General features: G+C 65.4%; 17 protein-coding genes. 10 read left to right on the top strand and 7 right to left on the bottom strand.

The window, feature by feature from the left end; all coding sequences use genetic code 11:
• The 4 genes from A5636_RS26535 to A5636_RS11905 all read left to right on the top strand — a co-directional run.
• Positions 1 to 658: RDD family protein (locus tag A5636_RS26535; RefSeq protein ID WP_172827216.1), on the top strand; the 658-nt coding region annotated here is incomplete at its 5' end.
• Positions 655 to 1,206: a mammalian cell entry protein gene (locus A5636_RS11915; RefSeq protein ID WP_065158840.1), complete on the top strand. Its 552-nt coding sequence runs from the start codon at positions 655 to 657 to the stop codon at positions 1,204 to 1,206. The genes A5636_RS26535 and A5636_RS11915, both read left to right, overlap by 4 nt.
• Positions 1,173 to 1,919 (top strand): mammalian cell entry protein, encoded by a 747-nt coding sequence (locus tag A5636_RS11910; protein WP_065158839.1) that lies wholly within the window; start codon positions 1,173 to 1,175, stop codon positions 1,917 to 1,919. Before A5636_RS11915 ends, A5636_RS11910 begins: the two co-directional genes overlap by 34 nt.
• 17 nt (positions 1,920 to 1,936) lie before the next feature.
• Positions 1,937 to 2,632, top strand: a complete 696-nt coding sequence (locus tag A5636_RS11905; protein WP_065158838.1) for a YoaK family protein — start codon at positions 1,937 to 1,939, stop codon at positions 2,630 to 2,632.
• On the opposite strand, the gene A5636_RS11900 is transcribed toward A5636_RS11905, so the two are convergent.
• The 4 genes from A5636_RS11900 to A5636_RS11885 form a co-directional block, all read right to left on the bottom strand.
• Positions 2,606 to 3,712: a phosphodiester glycosidase family protein gene (locus A5636_RS11900; protein WP_172827217.1), complete on the bottom strand. Its 1,107-nt coding sequence runs from the start codon at positions 3,710 to 3,712 to the stop codon at positions 2,606 to 2,608. The two genes, A5636_RS11905 and A5636_RS11900, sit on opposite strands and share 27 nt — an antisense overlap.
• 84 nt (positions 3,713 to 3,796) lie before the next feature.
• A complete protein-coding gene (locus A5636_RS11895) occupies positions 3,797 to 5,323 on the bottom strand; it encodes a YhgE/Pip domain-containing protein (protein ID WP_081287741.1) in 1,527 nt (508 codons plus the stop codon).
• A 36-nt stretch (positions 5,324 to 5,359) separates the two neighbouring features.
• Positions 5,360 to 6,085 (bottom strand): pirin family protein, encoded by a 726-nt coding sequence (locus tag A5636_RS11890; RefSeq protein WP_065158836.1) that lies wholly within the window; start codon positions 6,083 to 6,085, stop codon positions 5,360 to 5,362.
• Positions 6,086 to 6,105: 20 nt separating this feature from the next.
• A complete protein-coding gene (locus tag A5636_RS11885; protein ID WP_065158845.1) occupies positions 6,106 to 6,927 on the bottom strand; it encodes a MarR family transcriptional regulator in 822 nt (273 codons plus the stop codon).
• 103 nt (positions 6,928 to 7,030) lie between these two features.
• On the opposite strand from A5636_RS11885, the gene A5636_RS11880 reads away from it, so the two are divergent.
• Entirely contained in the window at positions 7,031 to 8,173 is a 1,143-nt protein-coding gene (locus A5636_RS11880) for an NAD(P)H-dependent amine dehydrogenase family protein (protein WP_081287740.1), read from the top strand.
• Here A5636_RS11880 and A5636_RS11875 read toward each other — a convergent pair.
• Together A5636_RS11875 and A5636_RS11870 are read right to left on the bottom strand one after the other, a co-directional pair.
• Positions 8,170 to 9,573, bottom strand: a complete 1,404-nt coding sequence (locus A5636_RS11875; protein WP_155763772.1) for an alpha/beta hydrolase domain-containing protein — start codon at positions 9,571 to 9,573, stop codon at positions 8,170 to 8,172. The genes A5636_RS11880 and A5636_RS11875 overlap by 4 nt on opposite strands.
• The gene (locus A5636_RS11870; RefSeq protein WP_081287739.1) at positions 9,570 to 10,691 is read right to left on the bottom strand and encodes a sigma-70 family RNA polymerase sigma factor; all 1,122 of its coding nucleotides are present in this window, start codon (positions 10,689 to 10,691) and stop codon (positions 9,570 to 9,572) included. The genes A5636_RS11875 and A5636_RS11870 overlap by 4 nt, the downstream gene beginning before the upstream one ends.
• On the opposite strand from A5636_RS11870, the gene A5636_RS11865 reads away from it, so the two are divergent.
• The 4 genes from A5636_RS11865 (at position 10,639) to A5636_RS11850 (ending at position 14,935) form a co-directional block, all read left to right on the top strand.
• Entirely contained in the window at positions 10,639 to 11,478 is an 840-nt protein-coding gene (locus A5636_RS11865; protein ID WP_065158834.1) for an alpha/beta hydrolase, read from the top strand. The two genes, A5636_RS11870 and A5636_RS11865, sit on opposite strands and share 53 nt — an antisense overlap.
• A 99-nt stretch (positions 11,479 to 11,577) precedes the next feature.
• Positions 11,578 to 12,327, top strand: a complete 750-nt coding sequence (locus A5636_RS11860) for a DUF2786 domain-containing protein (protein ID WP_065158833.1) — start codon at positions 11,578 to 11,580, stop codon at positions 12,325 to 12,327.
• Complete coding sequence (locus tag A5636_RS11855) at positions 12,324 to 12,836, top strand: TIGR04338 family metallohydrolase (protein WP_065158832.1); 513 nt, start codon at positions 12,324 to 12,326, stop codon at positions 12,834 to 12,836. Before A5636_RS11860 ends, A5636_RS11855 begins: the two co-directional genes overlap by 4 nt.
• Positions 12,833 to 14,935, top strand: a complete 2,103-nt coding sequence (locus tag A5636_RS11850) for a glycoside hydrolase family 3 protein (protein ID WP_253900570.1) — start codon at positions 12,833 to 12,835, stop codon at positions 14,933 to 14,935. The genes A5636_RS11855 and A5636_RS11850 overlap by 4 nt, the downstream gene beginning before the upstream one ends.
• A 34-nt stretch (positions 14,936 to 14,969) precedes the next feature.
• Here the strand turns inward: A5636_RS11850 and A5636_RS27245 are convergent, their stop codons facing one another.
• The gene (locus tag A5636_RS27245; RefSeq protein ID WP_081287738.1) at positions 14,970 to 15,116 is read right to left on the bottom strand and encodes a metallothionein; all 147 of its coding nucleotides are present in this window, start codon (positions 15,114 to 15,116) and stop codon (positions 14,970 to 14,972) included.
• Positions 15,117 to 15,244: 128 nt separating this feature from the next.
• On the opposite strand from A5636_RS27245, the gene A5636_RS11845 reads away from it, so the two are divergent.
• The gene (locus A5636_RS11845) at positions 15,245 to 15,901 is read left to right on the top strand and encodes an O-methyltransferase (RefSeq protein ID WP_065158831.1); all 657 of its coding nucleotides are present in this window, start codon (positions 15,245 to 15,247) and stop codon (positions 15,899 to 15,901) included.
• The last annotated feature ends 520 nt before the right edge of the window (positions 15,902 to 16,421 follow it).

Below are 16,421 nucleotides of genomic sequence, written 5' to 3'. Positions count from 1 at the left end.
CCCGTGGCGCTTGCTCGTCCGGGAACTGGGCCACCTGCTCGACACTGCGGCTTTGTTTCTCGGCTGGTTGTGGCCGCTGTGGGACTCCGAACGCCGCACCTTCGCCGACATGCTCACCGGCACGGAGGTGCTCCGGGTCGTCCCGCACGAGCGACCCGCCAAGGTGCGGCAGTGGACAGTAGTCCTGCTGCTCGTCGCGGCCACCCTGTGCCTGGACGGCGCGGGCCTGGGCTACCAGGTTGGGTACGCGAAGGCGCAAGCGGCCGATCACACCCGCGCCGAGATTGCGATTCAGGGCCCCAAGCTGGTGGCCCAGATGCTGACGTACGATCCCGCAACCCTGCAACAAGATTTCGGCCGCGCGCTGGCGCTCACAACTGACCGGTACCGCCACGAATTGGCCGCTCAGCAGCAGACCGTGGCGAAGGGTCATCCGGTCATCAACGAGTACTGGGTCTCGGCGAGTTCGGTGTTGTCGGCCACGGCGGATCACGCGACGATGCTGGTGTTCATGCAGGGTCGGCGCGGTGCCGGGCCGGAGGTGCGTTACATCAGCGCCAGCGTCCGGGTGAAATTCGTCAAAGATCGCCAAAACCATTGGCTGGTCGACGATTTAACTGTATTGGCCAAACCGAAGCCGGCAGGTAATCCGAAATGAGTCCGCGCCGCAAATTCAAGCCCGGTGAGGAATCGCTGCTCATCGCCCAGTCGTTGCCGCGACGTCGCTGGGAACTGGCACTCGCCTCTACTTTCGCGACGCTGGTGATGGTCGCGGCTGTCACGCTGTCCACCCTTTTGCTGGTCGACCATGTCAGGCGGGACCGCGTCGCGGAGCGTGAGACCGCCGCGGTCAACTACGTGAAATGGTTCATGACCGGCTTCACTTCCATCGACCCGTTTCACGCCAACGACTACATCGAACGGATACTGGCGCAGGCCACCGGTGATTTCCACAAGCAATACGAGGAGAAGGCCAACGAGATCCTTCTTCAGGTGGCACGCGCGGAACGAGCCACCGGAACCGTTTTGGACGCCGGCGTAGAAAGATGGAACGACGACGGCAGTGTCACCGTACTGGTCGCAACCGACGTGACCTCCAAGTCGCCGGACGGCAAACAGGTATTCGAGAACACCAACCGTTGGTCGGCATCAGCTAAGCAGGAAGGAAATCAGTGGAAGATCAGCAACCTGCAGCAGGTGATTTGACCGTCGAGGACCGGGGCCCCGGAACCCAGGACGAAACCCAGGCGGAGACCGCGGATGACACCGCGGCGGCGGTAAACGCCGAAGACGACGCCACCAGCGACGACGCGGCCGAAACCGCGGAGGCCGCCGAAGATAACGGGAGCAGCGAGGACGCGGCCGAAACCGCGGAGGCCGTCGCACCGACGAAAAAGAAAAAGAAGTCCGGTCGGTGGGTTGCCGCGTTACTGGCGCTGATGGCGACACTGTTTGTCGGTTCCGCGGCGTTTGCCGGGGCAACCGTGCAGCCATACCTGGTGGAGCGGGCCAACATCGAGGTCAAGCTGCAGGTGGCACGCGCGGCAGCGAACGCGATCACCACGTTGTGGAGTTACACGCCGGACAATATGGACAGGCTGGCGGACCGTGCTGCGACCTACCTTTCCGGCGACTTCGGTGCCCAATACCGCAAGTTCGTCGACCAGATCGCCGCTCCCAACCGGCAGGCGAAGGTCACCAACTCCACCGAGGTGACCGGCGTAGCGGTCGAGTCCTTGGATCCCCCGAATGCGGTTGCCATTGTCTACACCAACACGACCACCACCAGCCCGCTGACCAAGAACATTCCGACGTTGAAGTACCTGTCGTACCGGCTGGTGATGAAACGCGACGACGACAGATGGAAGGTGACCCGGATGACCACGGTCACCTCGCTGGACGTGACGCCGCAGTTTTAATCGGTAACGGCGTCGCAATGGCCGCTACTTCCCCGGTATCGCACCGGCTGACCGTGACGGCGCTGTTGTTGCTGACGTTTTCTACCGGGCTGGCCGACGCGATCAGTGTGCTGGTGCTCGGGCATGTATTCGTGGCCAATATGACCGGCAACGTGATCTTCCTGGGCTTCTGGTTCGCGCCGAAGAGCACGGTGGATTTGACCGCCGCCGCCGTCGCATTCCCCACCTTCGTCACCGGCACCATCGTCGGTGGCCGGCTGACGCGGCACTTCGGCGAGCGCACCCGTCCCTGGCTCACCATCGCGTTAGGCATTGAAGTGGTGTTGCTGGCGGTGCTGTCGATACTTGCCGGCACCGGTGTCCTGCACTATCACGACAACACGAAGTTGTTCCTGATCGGAGGCATGGCGATCGCGTACGGCCTGCAGCATTCGACCGCGCGGCAGTTCGGTATCCAGGAACTCACCACCACGGTGCTTACCTCGACGATCGTCGGCCTCGGTGTCGACAGCCGGCTGGCGGGCGGGACCGGGCAGCGCGAGAAGCTGCGTTACAGCGTGGTGTGCGCGATGTGCGCCGGGGCGGTTGTCGGGGCGACGATCACCCGAGTCGCGGTCGCGCCGGTACTCGTGCTGGCAGCGGCCACTGTGGGTATCAGCTTGTCGATATTCCGGTTCGGTCCCGACTCAGTTGAACGCGAGCCAGCTGGGTAATGCCCGTTCGCGCGAGTCGCACAGCACCTGGCGGGTATCGCACGAGCCCTTCGGCGCTCCCGCGCCGGCCCACATACCCCCGGTGTCGCGACGCAGCACGATCGCCGACGAGCCGCCACCGTCGAGTAGTACCGCTGTGTCGCTACCCAGCCCCCGGAACAAGTCCTGAATGTTGTCGGGGGTGTAGCTGCCGCCCTCGAAGATGTACATTTCGTCGCGCTGTTTCGCGTAAGCCAACGCCGTCCGCGCCGCACTGGGACCACCGTCGTGAAGTTGAGCGGTGTTGCCCGGTGACAGTAGGCCGATGCCGGCCACCGCGACGAACTTCGCGTTTTTGCTGAGCAGATCCTCGATCACCGGGGTGGCCAGGTCGTAATCCTCTCTGCCCTTGGGACGCAACACATATGGCGCGCCCCCGGCGGGCAGGATCATCGTCGTCAGCGAGGTCCAGGACTCGTTGCCGCCGGACAGACCCTGCTTACCGGGGTAGGCGAGGGTGCCGGTGACGGCCTGGTTGGCGCGACCCTGACCGTTGGTGTTGTCCACAAACGCGCCCAGCGGGGAGCTGCACCCAGTGCTGCGCCAGGAGCCCCCCTTCTGTCCACGCACATCGAAGAAGTTGGCATTGATGGCGATCGTGGGCTGGCCCATCCGCTGCCACGCCTGCAGCGGCGGGTAGATCTCGGAAGCCTGGTACAGCCCTTCCCCGGTGCGGGCACCCGGGTTTCTTTCGCAGCGGGCCTGATCACCGGTGTGGGTGTCGACCAACAGGTGCGGCTGCAGGCGGGACGACGCGTTCTTGATGATCATCAGGTGGCCGCCGTTGTTCATCTCGTACCAGCGGCCGGAAGCGTCGAGCAGCGGCATCGGGTGACCGCCACCGAAGTTGTAGACCAGATAAGAGCCCTTGGTGCCCGCGATTGCCTGTTCGAGCATCTCCCGTCCGTCGGCGGCCTTGGCGGCTGGCAGCCCGGTGGTGCCGGCCAGGGCGACGCAGATCGTCAGCGCAGCGCAGCTCGCCGTCAGCCTGCGCAAGACCGCAGATGGGGTCGGCACGGGAAGCCCTTTCGGCCGCGAAATGGGGAGTTACCCCCCAAGAGTCCGTCACTCCTGTCACACTGTCAACTTTAGTAACAAGTGCGTGACGGTTCGGCAGCTCTGGAATTACGTTTGCTCGCTTGAACTTTCGGGCTCGGGCTCGGGCTTGGGCTCGGGCTCGGGCTGCGCTTCAGGCTCGGCTTCGGTTTGTCGCTCGGGTGCCGGCGCGGCTTGTGCCTCGGGTTCCTCAGTTTGTGCCCCGGGATCCGACTCGGATTGTGCCTTTGGTTCCGGCTCGGACTTGCCGGCCTGCGCGGCTTCCCGCTTGGTGCGCGCCTGGTGCTGGGCTTGGTGTTCGGCGGCGATCGCCAGCGCGACTGCCCCCTGAATTCGGTGGAAGCCCTTGCGGTCATACAACGCCGTGATGATGCCGCCGAACAGCAGACCAATCACCAAGCCGATGGCGGTCATGGTCAACGCCTTCGACAGGCCCGCGTCCGCCTGACCGTTGAGATACAGCAGCGAACGCGCGCCGAGGAACACCTGATGCATCGGTTCGAACTCGGCGAGCCAGCGGAAGAAGGGCGGTGTGGCTTCCAGTGGCACCGTCGCACCCGCCGACGGCAAGCCGAGGATCACAAAGATCAGCATGCTGACCAGCAGACCCATTGAACCCAGCACTGCGATAAGCGAACTGGACGTGATGCCGACCGCGCTGATCGCGAACACGCCATAGAGCCACAATTGCCAGCCCTGGGCAATGGGCATGCCGAGCTTGTGCGCTATCGCCAGGTAGACGCCGGAGGTCAGCAACGCCAGGATCACCATCAGTCCCCACTTGACCAGCAGGGTGCGAAACCGCGAGATGTGTACCTGCTCGGCGAACCGATAAACCGGGCCGAATTCGGCTGGCACGTAGCCGAGCATCGAGTCCACCAGCGTGCTGACCACGATGCTGCCGGTGAACCCGGCCAACAACAGCAACAGCGCATAGTAGAAGGCCGACAACCCGTTTCCGGTGCCGTTGGGCAACGGGTTGTATACGTTGACATTGATGTCGATTGGCTTGGTAAGGGCAAGTACCGACGCGCCGGCCAGCGGAGCCCCACCGGTCTGGGCTGCTACGTTAGCTGAAAGCCGTTCGCCCACTTTGTTGTTCGCAACACCGATGGCCTGAGTCAGGGTCTGACCGGCAATGCTGGAACCCAGCGTGCCGGCCCGCGGATTGGTCGAAATGGTGACCGACGGCCGCTCGGCGCGATTGGCAGTCACCGCACTCTCCCCGAGCTCACGCAACTTCGAGGAGAACCCCGGCGGGATCACGAGTTCGCCGTACACCTGTACCCGGTCGAGTAGTTGCTTGGCCTCGGCGTGCGGCACCACGCGGACATCGAATTTCTCTTTGTCCAGACTGCCGACCAGGGCGTCGGCGATTTGTTTCCCGTAGGGTCCGGCGTCCTGGTTGACGACCGCGATCGGGAAATGGCGCAGGTTGGTAGTCGGATTCAGGATGCCGCCCAGGTACAGCGCGGACAAGGCCGACATCAAGGCCAGGGTGATGACGATGGGCGCCAGCCAGAACCGGACCGTGCGAAGCGCTTTGGTGTTCCGGTTGGGTTTGGGCGCCGCGTGCCGGGCGTGCTTCTGAGACATGCGGGCTCCTGTCTGTCGTGCCCACTCTAATGTCGGTCAGCCGCCCAGCTTCGCGTGCATCTCCCAGACGAGCACTTCCGACGGCTGCTGTGCCGTCAGTCGCCGCCCGTCGCTGTCGGTGAAACGGGCCGCATCCCCTTCCCCCAGATCTTCGGCGTCCTCACACGTCACCCGCCCCCGCACCACGAATGCGTGCAGATACGGCGCCGCAGGCAAGTCCACGCTCTCACCGCTGCGCAACCGGGCACAGTGCAGCGCCGCGCGGCGCTGGTGCAGAGAGATCGCGGCGTCATGGTGCGCGATGCCCGAAGCGATGGTGACCAGTCCGCCGCGCAGGGTGTGGTCGTCGATCTCGTGCTGTTGATAGCTGGGCGAGATATTGGCCTCGTCGGGTAGGACCCACATCTGCACGAAATGCACCGGGCGCGTGGGCGAATCGTTCTTCTCCGAATGCAGAATCCCGCTGCCGGCCGACATGCGCTGTGCCAGCCCCGGATAGACCACGCCATGGTTGCCGGCTGAATCTTGGTGCGTCAGCTCACCTTCCAGGACCCAGGTGACGATTTCCATGTCCCGGTGTGGGTGGGCCTGAAACCCGTTGTCGGGGGCGACGATGTCGTCGTTGTTCACCAACAGCAGTCCGTGGTGGGTGTTGTCCGGTTCGTAGTGGTCGCCGAAGGAAAACGAATGCCGGGATTCGAGCCAAGACGTCCTGGTGACAGCCCGATCGGCTGCCCGCCGAATATCCACGGTGGCAGACATGGCTTTCACACTAGTGACTGTCACGTCGGGGCGGCGAGCAGACGTTGGGCGTGCTGGAGCGCGCTATCGAGTTGTTCCAGCGTCAGCCCAACCGCGCCGCCGAGGTGGATCTCGATCTGATATTCCGGCTGACCGTCCCGCCCCAAGATCGGCAGCACAACGAATTCCGTTGCCGGGAGCTCTGTTTCGAGAACATCGGTGACAGACCGCAGCGTCATCATCGTCATCAGCGCGGTGAGTTGTCGGGCTACCCGGTCGGTGGGTTCGAGCGACGCCAGCAGGGTGGCCAACCGGTCGTGCAGTGACTGGTGGGTGTCGTCGAAGCGCCAGGCGCCATAGCCGCGGGCGCGGATGTCGGCCAGCACCCGCAGATGTCGGGCGATCTCGGCGGGGCTGGGCGGTGGCATTACCCGGCGCATCCACGCGTGTACGGACTCGTCGTCCCGCCACGCCATGGCGACCAAACCGAAGGGTGGGTCGATCGGGAAGCGCTGACCGACGGCGTGTTCTCCGTCGGTGCCGTGGCCGACGGTGTCGACTGTGATCAGGTGCCGCTCACCGATCTTGGACATCGAGCAACCGGCGCCAAGGGTGTCATGCAGGTAGCTCAGCGCGAACCGGCCGCGGTCCAGCAGCGGAAATTGCCGACGCAAGCCGTGTACCAGCCCGAACAAGCCGCTCCCCAACGCGTAGCGCCGGTCCTCTCGCCGGGTCACCCAGGTTCGTCGTTCCAGCTCGGCCAGCACCAACGAGCAAGTGGAGGTACTGATGCGGCACCGTTTGGCCAGCTGAGCCGAAGTCAGTGCGGACGGTGCCTCGGCCAGCGCGACAAGCACGTCCATCACGCGTGCCGTTGGTGGTGACTTAGTGGTTGACGCGACGATAGCCGCCTCCTTAGCATCCGTCCCAAATATCAAAATGTGTGTCCTAATAATAGGAGTACAAATGATGAAGGTGGCGGTCTGGGGCCCGGGTTCAATGGGGCTAATCGCGTTGCGGGGCGTCATCGACCATCCGCAACTGCAATTGGTCGGCCTGGTTGTGCATAGCGATGCCAAAGCCGGACGGGACGCCGGCGAACTCTGCGGCATCCCACCGGTGGGGGTGGTGGCCACCCAGAATCCCGCCGAAATGCTGGCCGGTGACGCCGACGTGGTGGTGTACGCCGCCGCGGCGAATCTACGACCACTTGATGCCGTCGCGGACATGAGCGCGATTCTGCGGGCGGGCAAGAATGTCGTGTCTTGTTCGGTGGTGCCGCTGGTGTTCCCCGATGCCCCGGAACCGGAACGCGCGGCGTTTACCGAGCCGTTGCGGCAGGCCGCCCTGGTCGGCGGCGCGACGTTCTTCAGCACCGGCATCGACTCGGGGTTCGCCAACGACGTGCTGCCGCTGGTACTTACCGGCGTTTCCCGGGTGATCCAGTCGGTACGGGTGACGGAGATGTTCAACTACGCCACCTATCCGGACCGGGCCGCGGTGTATGAGATCCTCGGCTTCGGCCAGCCACCCGAGGTCACCCCGTTTGCCGCCGCCCCAGGGATCTTCACCTTCGGCTGGGGTCCGGTGTTGCACCAACTCGCGGCAGGGTTGGACATCAAGATCGACCGGATCGAAGAGCACGTCGACCGGATTGCCGCACCCGAGTCTTTCGATACACCCACCGGTCACATCGCAGCCGGCACCATCGCAGCGATGCGCTCCACCCTGACCGCATATGTCGGTGACACCCCAACCCTGGTACTCGATCACGTGACCCGCATGCGCGACGACATAGCACCGGACTGGCCCCAGCCGCGCATCAGCATCGAACCGAAGGATCTCGGCTACGGACAGGCATCCGGACGCGGTCTGTATCGCGTAGAGATCGACGGATCCCCCAGCATGCGCTGCGAATTCGAGATGGCCGAAGACCGCGACCACGACCTCGGTGCCCGCATCGCGGGCGCCTCGCGCATGGTCAACGCCATCCCCGCGGTGTGTGCGGCCAAGCCAGGTCTGCTGTCCGCGCTGGACCTGCCGCTGGTCACCGGCGCCGGCCTGGTGCGCCCGGTGCCCGGACCGGTGCCGGACAGCCGGCTGTTCTAACCGCCGGGGAACGAGGCTGTGGCGATCTGCAGGATCTCGTCGCGGTCCGCGGCCAGAATCATCCCTTTCCCGATCGCCTGGTCGAGCGCGGCGGTGAAGGCGGCGACGTAATCTGCGACCCCGCCGGGGTAGAGGCGGCGCAGGGTCGCGTCATCGAACGGTTCGCCGGACCCGAAGATAGCCGCCATCAGGTTGTCGCCAGTGGCGGCGCCGGATGTCCGGGCAATCGGGACATCCACCCACGGAGTCCGCACACCGCCCTCGGCGATGCCGTGCGCGTCCAGGACCGGCTCGGGATGCCCGTCGTCGCGCACCGTGAGGGGTTCGGCGCTGGGCGGTGCCGTGCCAGTGCGGACCCAAGCACTCAGTGCCGAAAGCGATGCCTGCAACACGTAATGGTGTTGCGGACCGAAGTTGATGAAGTGATCCAGCTGCTGACCCATCAGATTGTCGGTAGGCGCCCACGCCGCGACCAGATCTTCGACCGGCGCGAAGCCGGAATCAATGGCAGCGACCTGGATCGTGTAATTGTCCGCGTGCGCGGCACCGGCGATCTCCCACACCCGCAGCAGGTCATGGTCGGGCTGCCGAGCCCCGTAATACCCCTGGCGTCCGGCACCATACAGATCGGTTTCGGTGATGATCGCCATCAACGGCACCCGCAGATCCGCCCGGAACTTGACCACCGGCGAAGTGCTGGACTGCAATTCGTCGAAGATCGAGCTGCTGTCCAATGGCCCAACCGGCCCCAGGCGGGAATGCACCAGGAAGCCGTCGTACACCTTTGCCAACGGATCGACGGAATTGATGTAGGTGGTCAGGAACATCGCCGACTGGGATTCGCCCAGTGCCAGAACATGTTCGGCGGTGAGCCCGGCCAGAATGCCGTCGAGCCCCGCATCCCGGACCAGGCCGCCGATCTGGGAGAAGATGTCGTAAGCGAACGCATCACCCGGATGGCTCAGGGCGGCATACCGCTCCGGATTCTGGCTCTTCAAGGAGAGGTCGAAGCCGAGCATGTTCACACCGCCGTCCACGCCCACTTTCTGCGCCGAGACGGTGACATAGGCGTAGCCCGCGCGGATGACCTCCCGATGGGCCATCATCCACACAGCGGGAGCGTCGATACCGCCACTGACATTGAGCCATTCGACCAGCGCCGTCCCGTTGAACCGGCCCGGATCGGAGGGTGTGAGGACGACGATCCGGGTGGTGTAATCGGCTGTGTCCGTGGCGGTTACGCTCCACCGGCCGTCGGGACCGAGCTCCGATGCGGGGGCGTAGGACGAAGCCGTCCCCGAGACGAAATACTCCTGCGCGGCATAACCGACATCGTCAATATCGAAGGCGCCCAATAGAAGCGCGGGCCTGCCGGCTACCGATGAGACATCCGGTGTCACAGCGACTCCGGTAATCCGAACTTGGGAAAGAGGGATTCGTCGAGGAATGCGACCACGTGGGAAACCCCGTCGGGCCGGATGTCCAGCACGTGCAGCTGGAACGGCACGTACGTCTCGCCCGCACGCATGTACATGGCGGCACCGGATTGTCCGTTCGCGACGAACGGGACCATGCGCATGTCGCCGGGGCGCTCGGCCGGGCATTGCTGGTGGATGAGCGCGATGATGTCCCGCGCGCCCCGGTACCAACCGGTATACGGCGGCATCTCCCAGACGGCCTCGGTGGTGAACAGCTCGACCAGTCTGTCGATGTCGTACGACTCGAAAGCGGCGATGTAGCGGGCCAGCAGGTCTTGTGCTTCCGCGGAATCCGGCGCCACCAGCTGATCGTCGGCGCTGGGTGAAACGGCGTCCAGTTGGCTGCGCGCCCGCTGCAACAGGCTGTTGACGGCGGCGGTGGAGGTGCCGATCGCCTCGGCGACCTCGGCCGCCTTCCACTGCAGGACGTCGCGCAGCAGCAGCACTGCTCGCTGCCGGGGCGAAAGGTGCTGCAGGGCCGCGACGAAAGCCAACCGGACCGACTCCCGGGAGCCGACGATCTCAGAGGGATCAGCGGGGTCGCCGCCATGCGGAAGTGGTTCCAGCCAGGGCACTTCGGCGCGTTCCACCAGCTCCGCCGTCGGATCCGAATTGGGGGCACCCAAACCTGTGGGCAACGGGCGACGCTGCCGACCCTCCAGTGCGGTGAGGCACGTGTTGGTGGCGATCCTGTGCAGCCAGGTGCGCAGCGAGGACTTTCCTTCGAACCGGTCGAAGGACTTCCAGGCCCGCAGCAGCGTCTCCTGCACCAAGTCCTCCGCGTCGTGCAGAGATCCGGTCATCCGGTAGCAGTGCGCGAGCAGTTCACGTCGGTAGGGCTCGGCGTGAGTGGAGAAATCTCCGCTGGTTGGACCCGGGCCTTCGCCGATTGGATTCTCGATGAGGACACTCACCCGTCCGAGGTTACGCAGCGTGTCCGACAAACACAGCGAAAGGAGTGGTTCGTCAGCCCGTAAGCTGCCCGTGATGGCTACCACCCGTACTGAACGGACCTTCGAAGGTGTCGGCGGCGTGCGCATCGTCTACGACGTATGGACTCCGGAGGTTCCGCCGCGTGCGGTCGTGATCCTGGCGCATGGATTCGGTGAGCACGCGCGGCGCTACGACCACGTCACGCAGCGGCTGGGCGCGGCCGGTCTGGTCACCTATGCCCTCGACCACCGTGGGCACGGCCGCTCGGGCGGCAAACGGGTGCTGGCGCACGATGTCGCGGAGTTCACCGCCGACTTCGACACCCTGGTCGGCATCGCCAGCCGGGAAAATCCGGGTGCCAAGCGCATTGTGCTCGGGCACAGCATGGGCGGCGCGATCGTCTTCGCCTACGGGGTCGAACGGCCGGACAACTATGACCTGATGGTGCTGTCGGCACCGGCGATCGCTGCGCAGGACATGGTGCCGCGGGTGGTGGCGCTGGCCGCCAAAGTCCTTGGTGTGGTGGCCCCCGGGCTGCCGGTGCAGGCATTGGATTTCAACGCGATATCGCGCGACGCCGACGTCGTGAACGCCTACAACAACGATCCGCTGGTCTACCACGGAAAGGTGCCGGCCGGAATCGGTCGCGCGTTGCTGCAGGTGGGCGAGACCATGTCGCAGCGCGCGCCGGCGTTGACGGCCCCGCTGCTGGTGGTGCACGGCACCGACGACCGGCTGATTCCCATCGAGGGCAGCCGCCGCCTGATCCGCTGCGTGGGTTCGGCGGATGTGGCTTTGAAGGAGTATCCCGAGCTGTACCACGAGGTGTTCAACGAGCCCGAGCAGAACCAGGTGCTGGACGACGTGGTGTCGTGGATCAATTTGCGGCTGTGAATCAATCTGCGCCTGTGGATCAATGTGCGCCTGTGGATAGGTGAGCGGGAATGTCCGGGGATGTCCGGGAATGTCATGGCACTGGGCTAGTTTGGCGACATGACCGACGACAAGATGCTGTCCCGCATCGCGGCACTACTGCGTCAGGCTGAAGGCACCGACAACTCCCATGAGGCGGATGCGTTCATGAGCGCCGCCCAGCGATTGGCCACGGCCGCTTCCATCGACCTGGCGGTGGCGCGTTCCCACTCCGCGAACCGCTTGGCCGCCCAGGCCCCCACCCACCGCACCATCACCATCGGGGCGGCCGGTACCCGCGGATTGCGCACCTATGTGCAACTGTTCGTGCTCATCGCCGCGGCCAACGATGTGCGCTGTGACATCGCTTCGAACTCGACGTTCCTCTACGCCTACGGGTTCGCCGAGGACATCGACGCGACCCATGCGTTGTACGCGAGCCTGGTGGTGCAGATGGTGCGGGCCTCCGATGCCTATCTCGCCTCCGGCGCCCACCGGCCCACGCCCACCATCACGGCCAGGCTCAACTTTCAGTTGGCCTTCGGGGCGCGCGTCGGCCAGCGCCTGGCGGAGGCCCGCGAGCAGGCCCGCCAAGAGGTGACCAAGGATCGAAGCCGCGCGCCGGGTACCGCTATTGCATTGCGGGACAAGGAGATCGAGTTGCGGGACTACTATCGCGGCGCATCCAAGGCGCGTGGCACCTGGCAAGCCCATCGCGCCTCGGCCGGTTATTCGTCGGCGGCGCGCCGCGCGGGCGACCGCGCCGGCCGGCGGGCCCGGCTGGGAAACAGCCCTGAGTTGCCGGGGTCGCGCACCGCGCTGGGCCGGTGACCCCGGCCGATCCGTCGGTACGCGACTCGCAGCGCGCGAAGGTGTACGCCGCCGAAGACTTCGTGCGGACCATGTTCGACCGTGCCGTCGAGCGCGGGTCGCCCAGCGTGGAGTTCTTCGGCACCTTGTTGACGCTGCCGCCCGAGGGTCGGTTCGCCTCGGTGGCCTCGGTGCAGCGATACGTCGACGACGTGCTGAATCTGCCGGCGGTGCGTGACGAGTGGCCGGGCGTGTCCGCGTTGCGGGTGCGCGCACGGCGGGCCGCCAGCGCCGCGCACTACGAAAACCGCGACGGCACAGGCATTATCGCGGTCCCTGATCGAAGTACCGCCGACTGGGCGATGCGCGAACTGGTCATCCTGCACGAAGTTGCCCATCACCTGTGCCAACATCCGCCCCCGCACGGCCCGGACTTCGTGGCAACGATGTGCACACTGGCCGAGTTGGTGATGGGCCCCGAGGTGGGCCATGTGTTGCGTGTGGTCTATGCGAAAGAAGGTGTGCGGTGACACCTCCGACATCCGACCCGGACGCACGTGCGCGCGAGGTCGAGGCACAGCTGAGCGACGACGAGCGCTTCTCCCTATTGGTAGGCGTGATGGGCGTCGGGGATTTCTGGCCGCTGCGCGACGAGCGGATTCCGCCGGACGTCCCGATGAGCGCCGGATACGTGCCGGGGATCCCCCGGCTCGGGGTACCCGCACTGCAGATGAGTGACGCCGGCCTGGGTGTGACCAATCCAGGTTTCCGGCCCGGCGACTTCGCCACCGCGCTGCCGGCGGGCCTGGCGTTGGCAGCCACCTTCAATCCGAGGCTGGCCCGCGCGGCGGGTGCAGTCATCGGGACCGAGGCACGCACCCGCGGGCTCAATGTCCAGCTGGCGGGGGCCATGAACCTGGCCCGCGATCCCCGCAACGGTCGCAACTTCGAATACTTCTCCGAAGACCCGTGGTTGACGGCGACGTTGGCTGCCGAGCAGATCATCGGTATTCAGCAACACGGGGTCGTTTCGACCGTCAAGCACTATTCGCTGAACTGCAACGAGACCAACCGGCACTGGCTGGACGCATTGATCGATCCCGACGCGCACCGCGAATCCGACCTGCTGGCCTTCGAGATCGCCATCGAGCGCGGCGAACCCGGCGCGGTGATGGCGGCGTACAACAAAGTCAACGGCGATTACGCCGCTGGGAACGACGTCCTGCTCAACAAGGTGCTCAAAGGGGCCTGGGGATATCGCGGCTGGGTGATGTCGGATTGGGGCGGGACGCCGAGTTGGGAGTGTGCGCTGGGCGGCCTGGATCAGGAGTGCGGCGCGCAGATCGACGCGATCCTGTGGCAGGCGGAGGCGTTCACCGACCCGCTGCGCGCCGCTTACGCCGAGGGGCGACTGCCCAAAGAGCGTCTATCTGACATGGTCCGGCGGATCCTGAGGTCGATATACGCCGTGGGCGTCGACCGGCGGAATCCAATACCCGAGCCAAACATGCAGGCGCACAGTGAAACCGCGTTGGAGGTCGCGCGACAGGGCATCGTGCTGCTGCAGAACCGGGGTGCGTTGCCGCTGAGTTCACCCGCGCGCATCGCCGTTATCGGTGGCTACGCACAGCGCGGGGTTCCGGCCGGTTACGGTTCGAGCACTGTGTTGCCCGAGGGTGGGTACGCGGATGTGATCCCGATCGGCGGGGCGGGTATGGAGGCGGGCTTTCGTAATCTGTATCTACTGCCGTCGAGTCCGCTCGACGAGTTGCGAAAGCTGTTCCCCCAGGCGCAGATCGACTTCGACCCCGGTATCAGCCCGGCCGAGGCGGTACCGGTCGCGCGGGCGGCGGATGTGGCGATTGTGTTCGCGGTCCGGGCTGAGGGTGAAGGTTTCGACGGTGCCGACCTGTCGCTGCCGTGGGGTCAAGATGGGCTGATCGCCGCCGTCGCCGCAGCTAACCCGAACACGGTGGTGGTGCTGGAGACCGGCAACCCGGTGGCAATGCCCTGGTGCGACTCGGTGAACGTAATCGTCCAAGCCTGGTACTCGGGCCAGCAGGGTGGTAAAGCGATCGCGGAAGTGCTTGCCGGACAGGTCAATCCGTCCGGGCGATTGCCGGTCACCTTCCCCGTCGACCTGGATCAGACGCCCCGCCCCGCGTTGGGGACGCCCACCACCATCCATTACAGCGAGGGTGCGGAGGTCGGCTATCGCTGGTTCGCTGCAACCGGCCAGGTGCCCCTGTTCGCGTTCGGACACGGGCTGTCCTACACCAGCTATGAGTATCGCGACCTCGAGGTGACCGGTGGTGACACCGTGACCGCCAGCTTCAACGTCGTGAACAGCGGCGATCGCAGCGGCAGTGACGTGCCGCAGCTCTACCTGACGGCCGCCCCGGATGGGCAACGACTGAGGCTGCTGGGATTCGAAAGAGTGGACTTGGCGCCGGGCGAGACTTGCCGGGTGACCATCGAAGCCGACCCGCGCCTGCTGGCTCGCTACGACGGCTCCGCGCAGTGCTGGCGCATCATCCCCGGTGGGCACGCCGTTGCCGTCGGGGCATCGGCGGTGGCGCTGGAGTTAACCGGCGAAGTGCAGCTGGCCGGCCGTACGTTCGGACGCTGAGGGGCGCACCCGAACGTACGACCGGCCCGCGGGCCTACTGGACGGGAACGAGTTCCGCGCCGCAGGTGCAGCGGTATGCCTCGGTGGTGTCGGAGCAGTGGCATGGGACCTCGACGCGAACGCGACAGCCGCAGCCCTCGTGGCCACAGGTCAGCACGGTGCCAGTTTCGTTGGTTGCCATTCGAAATCACCTTCATCTGTAGTGGGCGGCTTGCACTGTGAGTATATACCCCTCGGGGGTAAGGGTAAATAGGCTGGGGTCCCCGGGGTGCCCACGGTCAGATCTGGCTGACGGGGTTAGCGTGGTTTATGCCGCAAGAAGCAACCCCGCAAGCAGTCGACGTCTTCTTGGACAGCACGCTGATCGGCCTCGATCCGGCGTTGGACGCAGCGGTACAGGCCAGTGACGCGGCCGGATTGCCGCACATCGCGGTGTCGGCGCAGCAGGGCAAATTTCTGTGCTTGTTGGCCTCGGCCATGCAGGCGCACCGCATTCTCGAACTCGGCACGCTGGGCGGGTACAGCACCATCTGGCTGGCGCGCGGCGCCGGACCGCAGGGGCGGGTGGTGACGCTCGAATTCGATCCACAGCGCGCCAGAGTCGCGCGGGCCAACCTCGAGCGGGCTGGCCTCAGCGACCGGGTCGAGGTGGTGGTCGGTGCCGCGTTGGAAATGTTGCCGACGGTGACCGGCGGGCCGTTCGATCTGGTGTTCATTGACGCCGATAAGGAGAACAACGCCGCCTACCTGGAATGGGCGATCAAACTTGGCCATCCAGGCACGGTGATTGTGGTGGACAACGTCATTCGCGGCGGCCGGGTACTGACGGAGTCCGACGACGTCAGGGTCGCCGCGACACGTGGCACGCTGCAGGCCATGGGAGAGCATCCGCGCCTGGATACCGCGGTGCTGCAGACCGTCGGTGGCAAGGGCTGGGACGGCTTCGCGTTGGCGCTGGTGCGCTAGCACGGGTGTCGGGTGTGCGCTGATGGCGTTGGGTGTGCGCTGGTGGTGTTGGGTGTGCGCTGGTGGTGTTGGGTGTGCGTTGGCGGCTTTGAGTGTGCGCTTGTGGCGTTGAGTGTGCGCTGATGTCGTCGGGTGTGTACTTACGGCGCTGGGTGTGCGCTGGTGGCGTTGGGTGTGCGCTCAGGGTCGGGATTGTTCGATTTCGCCGCCGTATTCACACACTCAAAGCCAACAAGTCACACTCGATGCGACTCGCGCCCTCGCGCCGGCTGGCGCTCGCCGTCGTCGAGCTAGATCCAATTGTCCGGCTCCTTACGCACGCGATATAGGCGTTCGCCGGCGCCGGATGGGCGCTGGCGACGTCGGTTGTGTACTGGCGGCGTTGGGTGTGCGCTGGCGGCGGTGGGCGTGCAGTGACGGCGTTGGGTGTGCAGTGACGGCGTTGGGTGTGCGCTGGTGGCGTTGGGTGTGCAGTGACGGCGTTGGTTGTGCACTGGCGGCGTTGGGTGTGCGCTGGTGG

The organism is Mycobacterium asiaticum, assembly GCF_001673315.1.
Classification (GTDB): Bacteria; Actinomycetota; Actinomycetes; order Mycobacteriales; family Mycobacteriaceae; genus Mycobacterium; species Mycobacterium asiaticum_B.
This window is presented reverse-complemented; position numbering and strand designations above follow the sequence as displayed.

Bases quoted from the DNA above. Each gene is read 5' to 3' on its own strand.
- A5636_RS11895 (WP_081287741.1), bottom strand. From the start codon at position 5,323: ATGTCTCAGAAGCACGCCCGGCACGCGGCGCCCAAACCCAACCGGAAC.
- A5636_RS27245 (WP_081287738.1), bottom strand. From the start codon at position 15,116: ATGGCAACCAACGAAACTGGCACCGTGCTGACCTGTGGCCACGAGGGC.
- A5636_RS11885 (WP_065158845.1), bottom strand. From the start codon at position 6,927: ATGGACGTGCTTGTCGCGCTGGCCGAGGCACCGTCCGCACTGACTTCG.
- A5636_RS11915 (WP_065158840.1), top strand. From the start codon at position 655: ATGAGTCCGCGCCGCAAATTCAAGCCCGGTGAGGAATCGCTGCTCATC.
- A5636_RS11870 (WP_081287739.1), bottom strand. From the start codon at position 10,691: ATGCGCACGCCGCCGACACCTTCGAAGGTCCGTTCAGTACGGGTGGTA.
- A5636_RS11890 (WP_065158836.1), bottom strand. From the start codon at position 6,085: ATGTCTGCCACCGTGGATATTCGGCGGGCAGCCGATCGGGCTGTCACC.
- A5636_RS11845 (WP_065158831.1), top strand. From the start codon at position 15,245: ATGCCGCAAGAAGCAACCCCGCAAGCAGTCGACGTCTTCTTGGACAGC.
- A5636_RS11860 (WP_065158833.1), top strand. From the start codon at position 11,578: ATGACCGACGACAAGATGCTGTCCCGCATCGCGGCACTACTGCGTCAG.
- A5636_RS11905 (WP_065158838.1), top strand. From the start codon at position 1,937: ATGGCCGCTACTTCCCCGGTATCGCACCGGCTGACCGTGACGGCGCTG.
- A5636_RS11865 (WP_065158834.1), top strand. From the start codon at position 10,639: ATGGCTACCACCCGTACTGAACGGACCTTCGAAGGTGTCGGCGGCGTG.
- A5636_RS11880 (WP_081287740.1), top strand. From the start codon at position 7,031: ATGATGAAGGTGGCGGTCTGGGGCCCGGGTTCAATGGGGCTAATCGCG.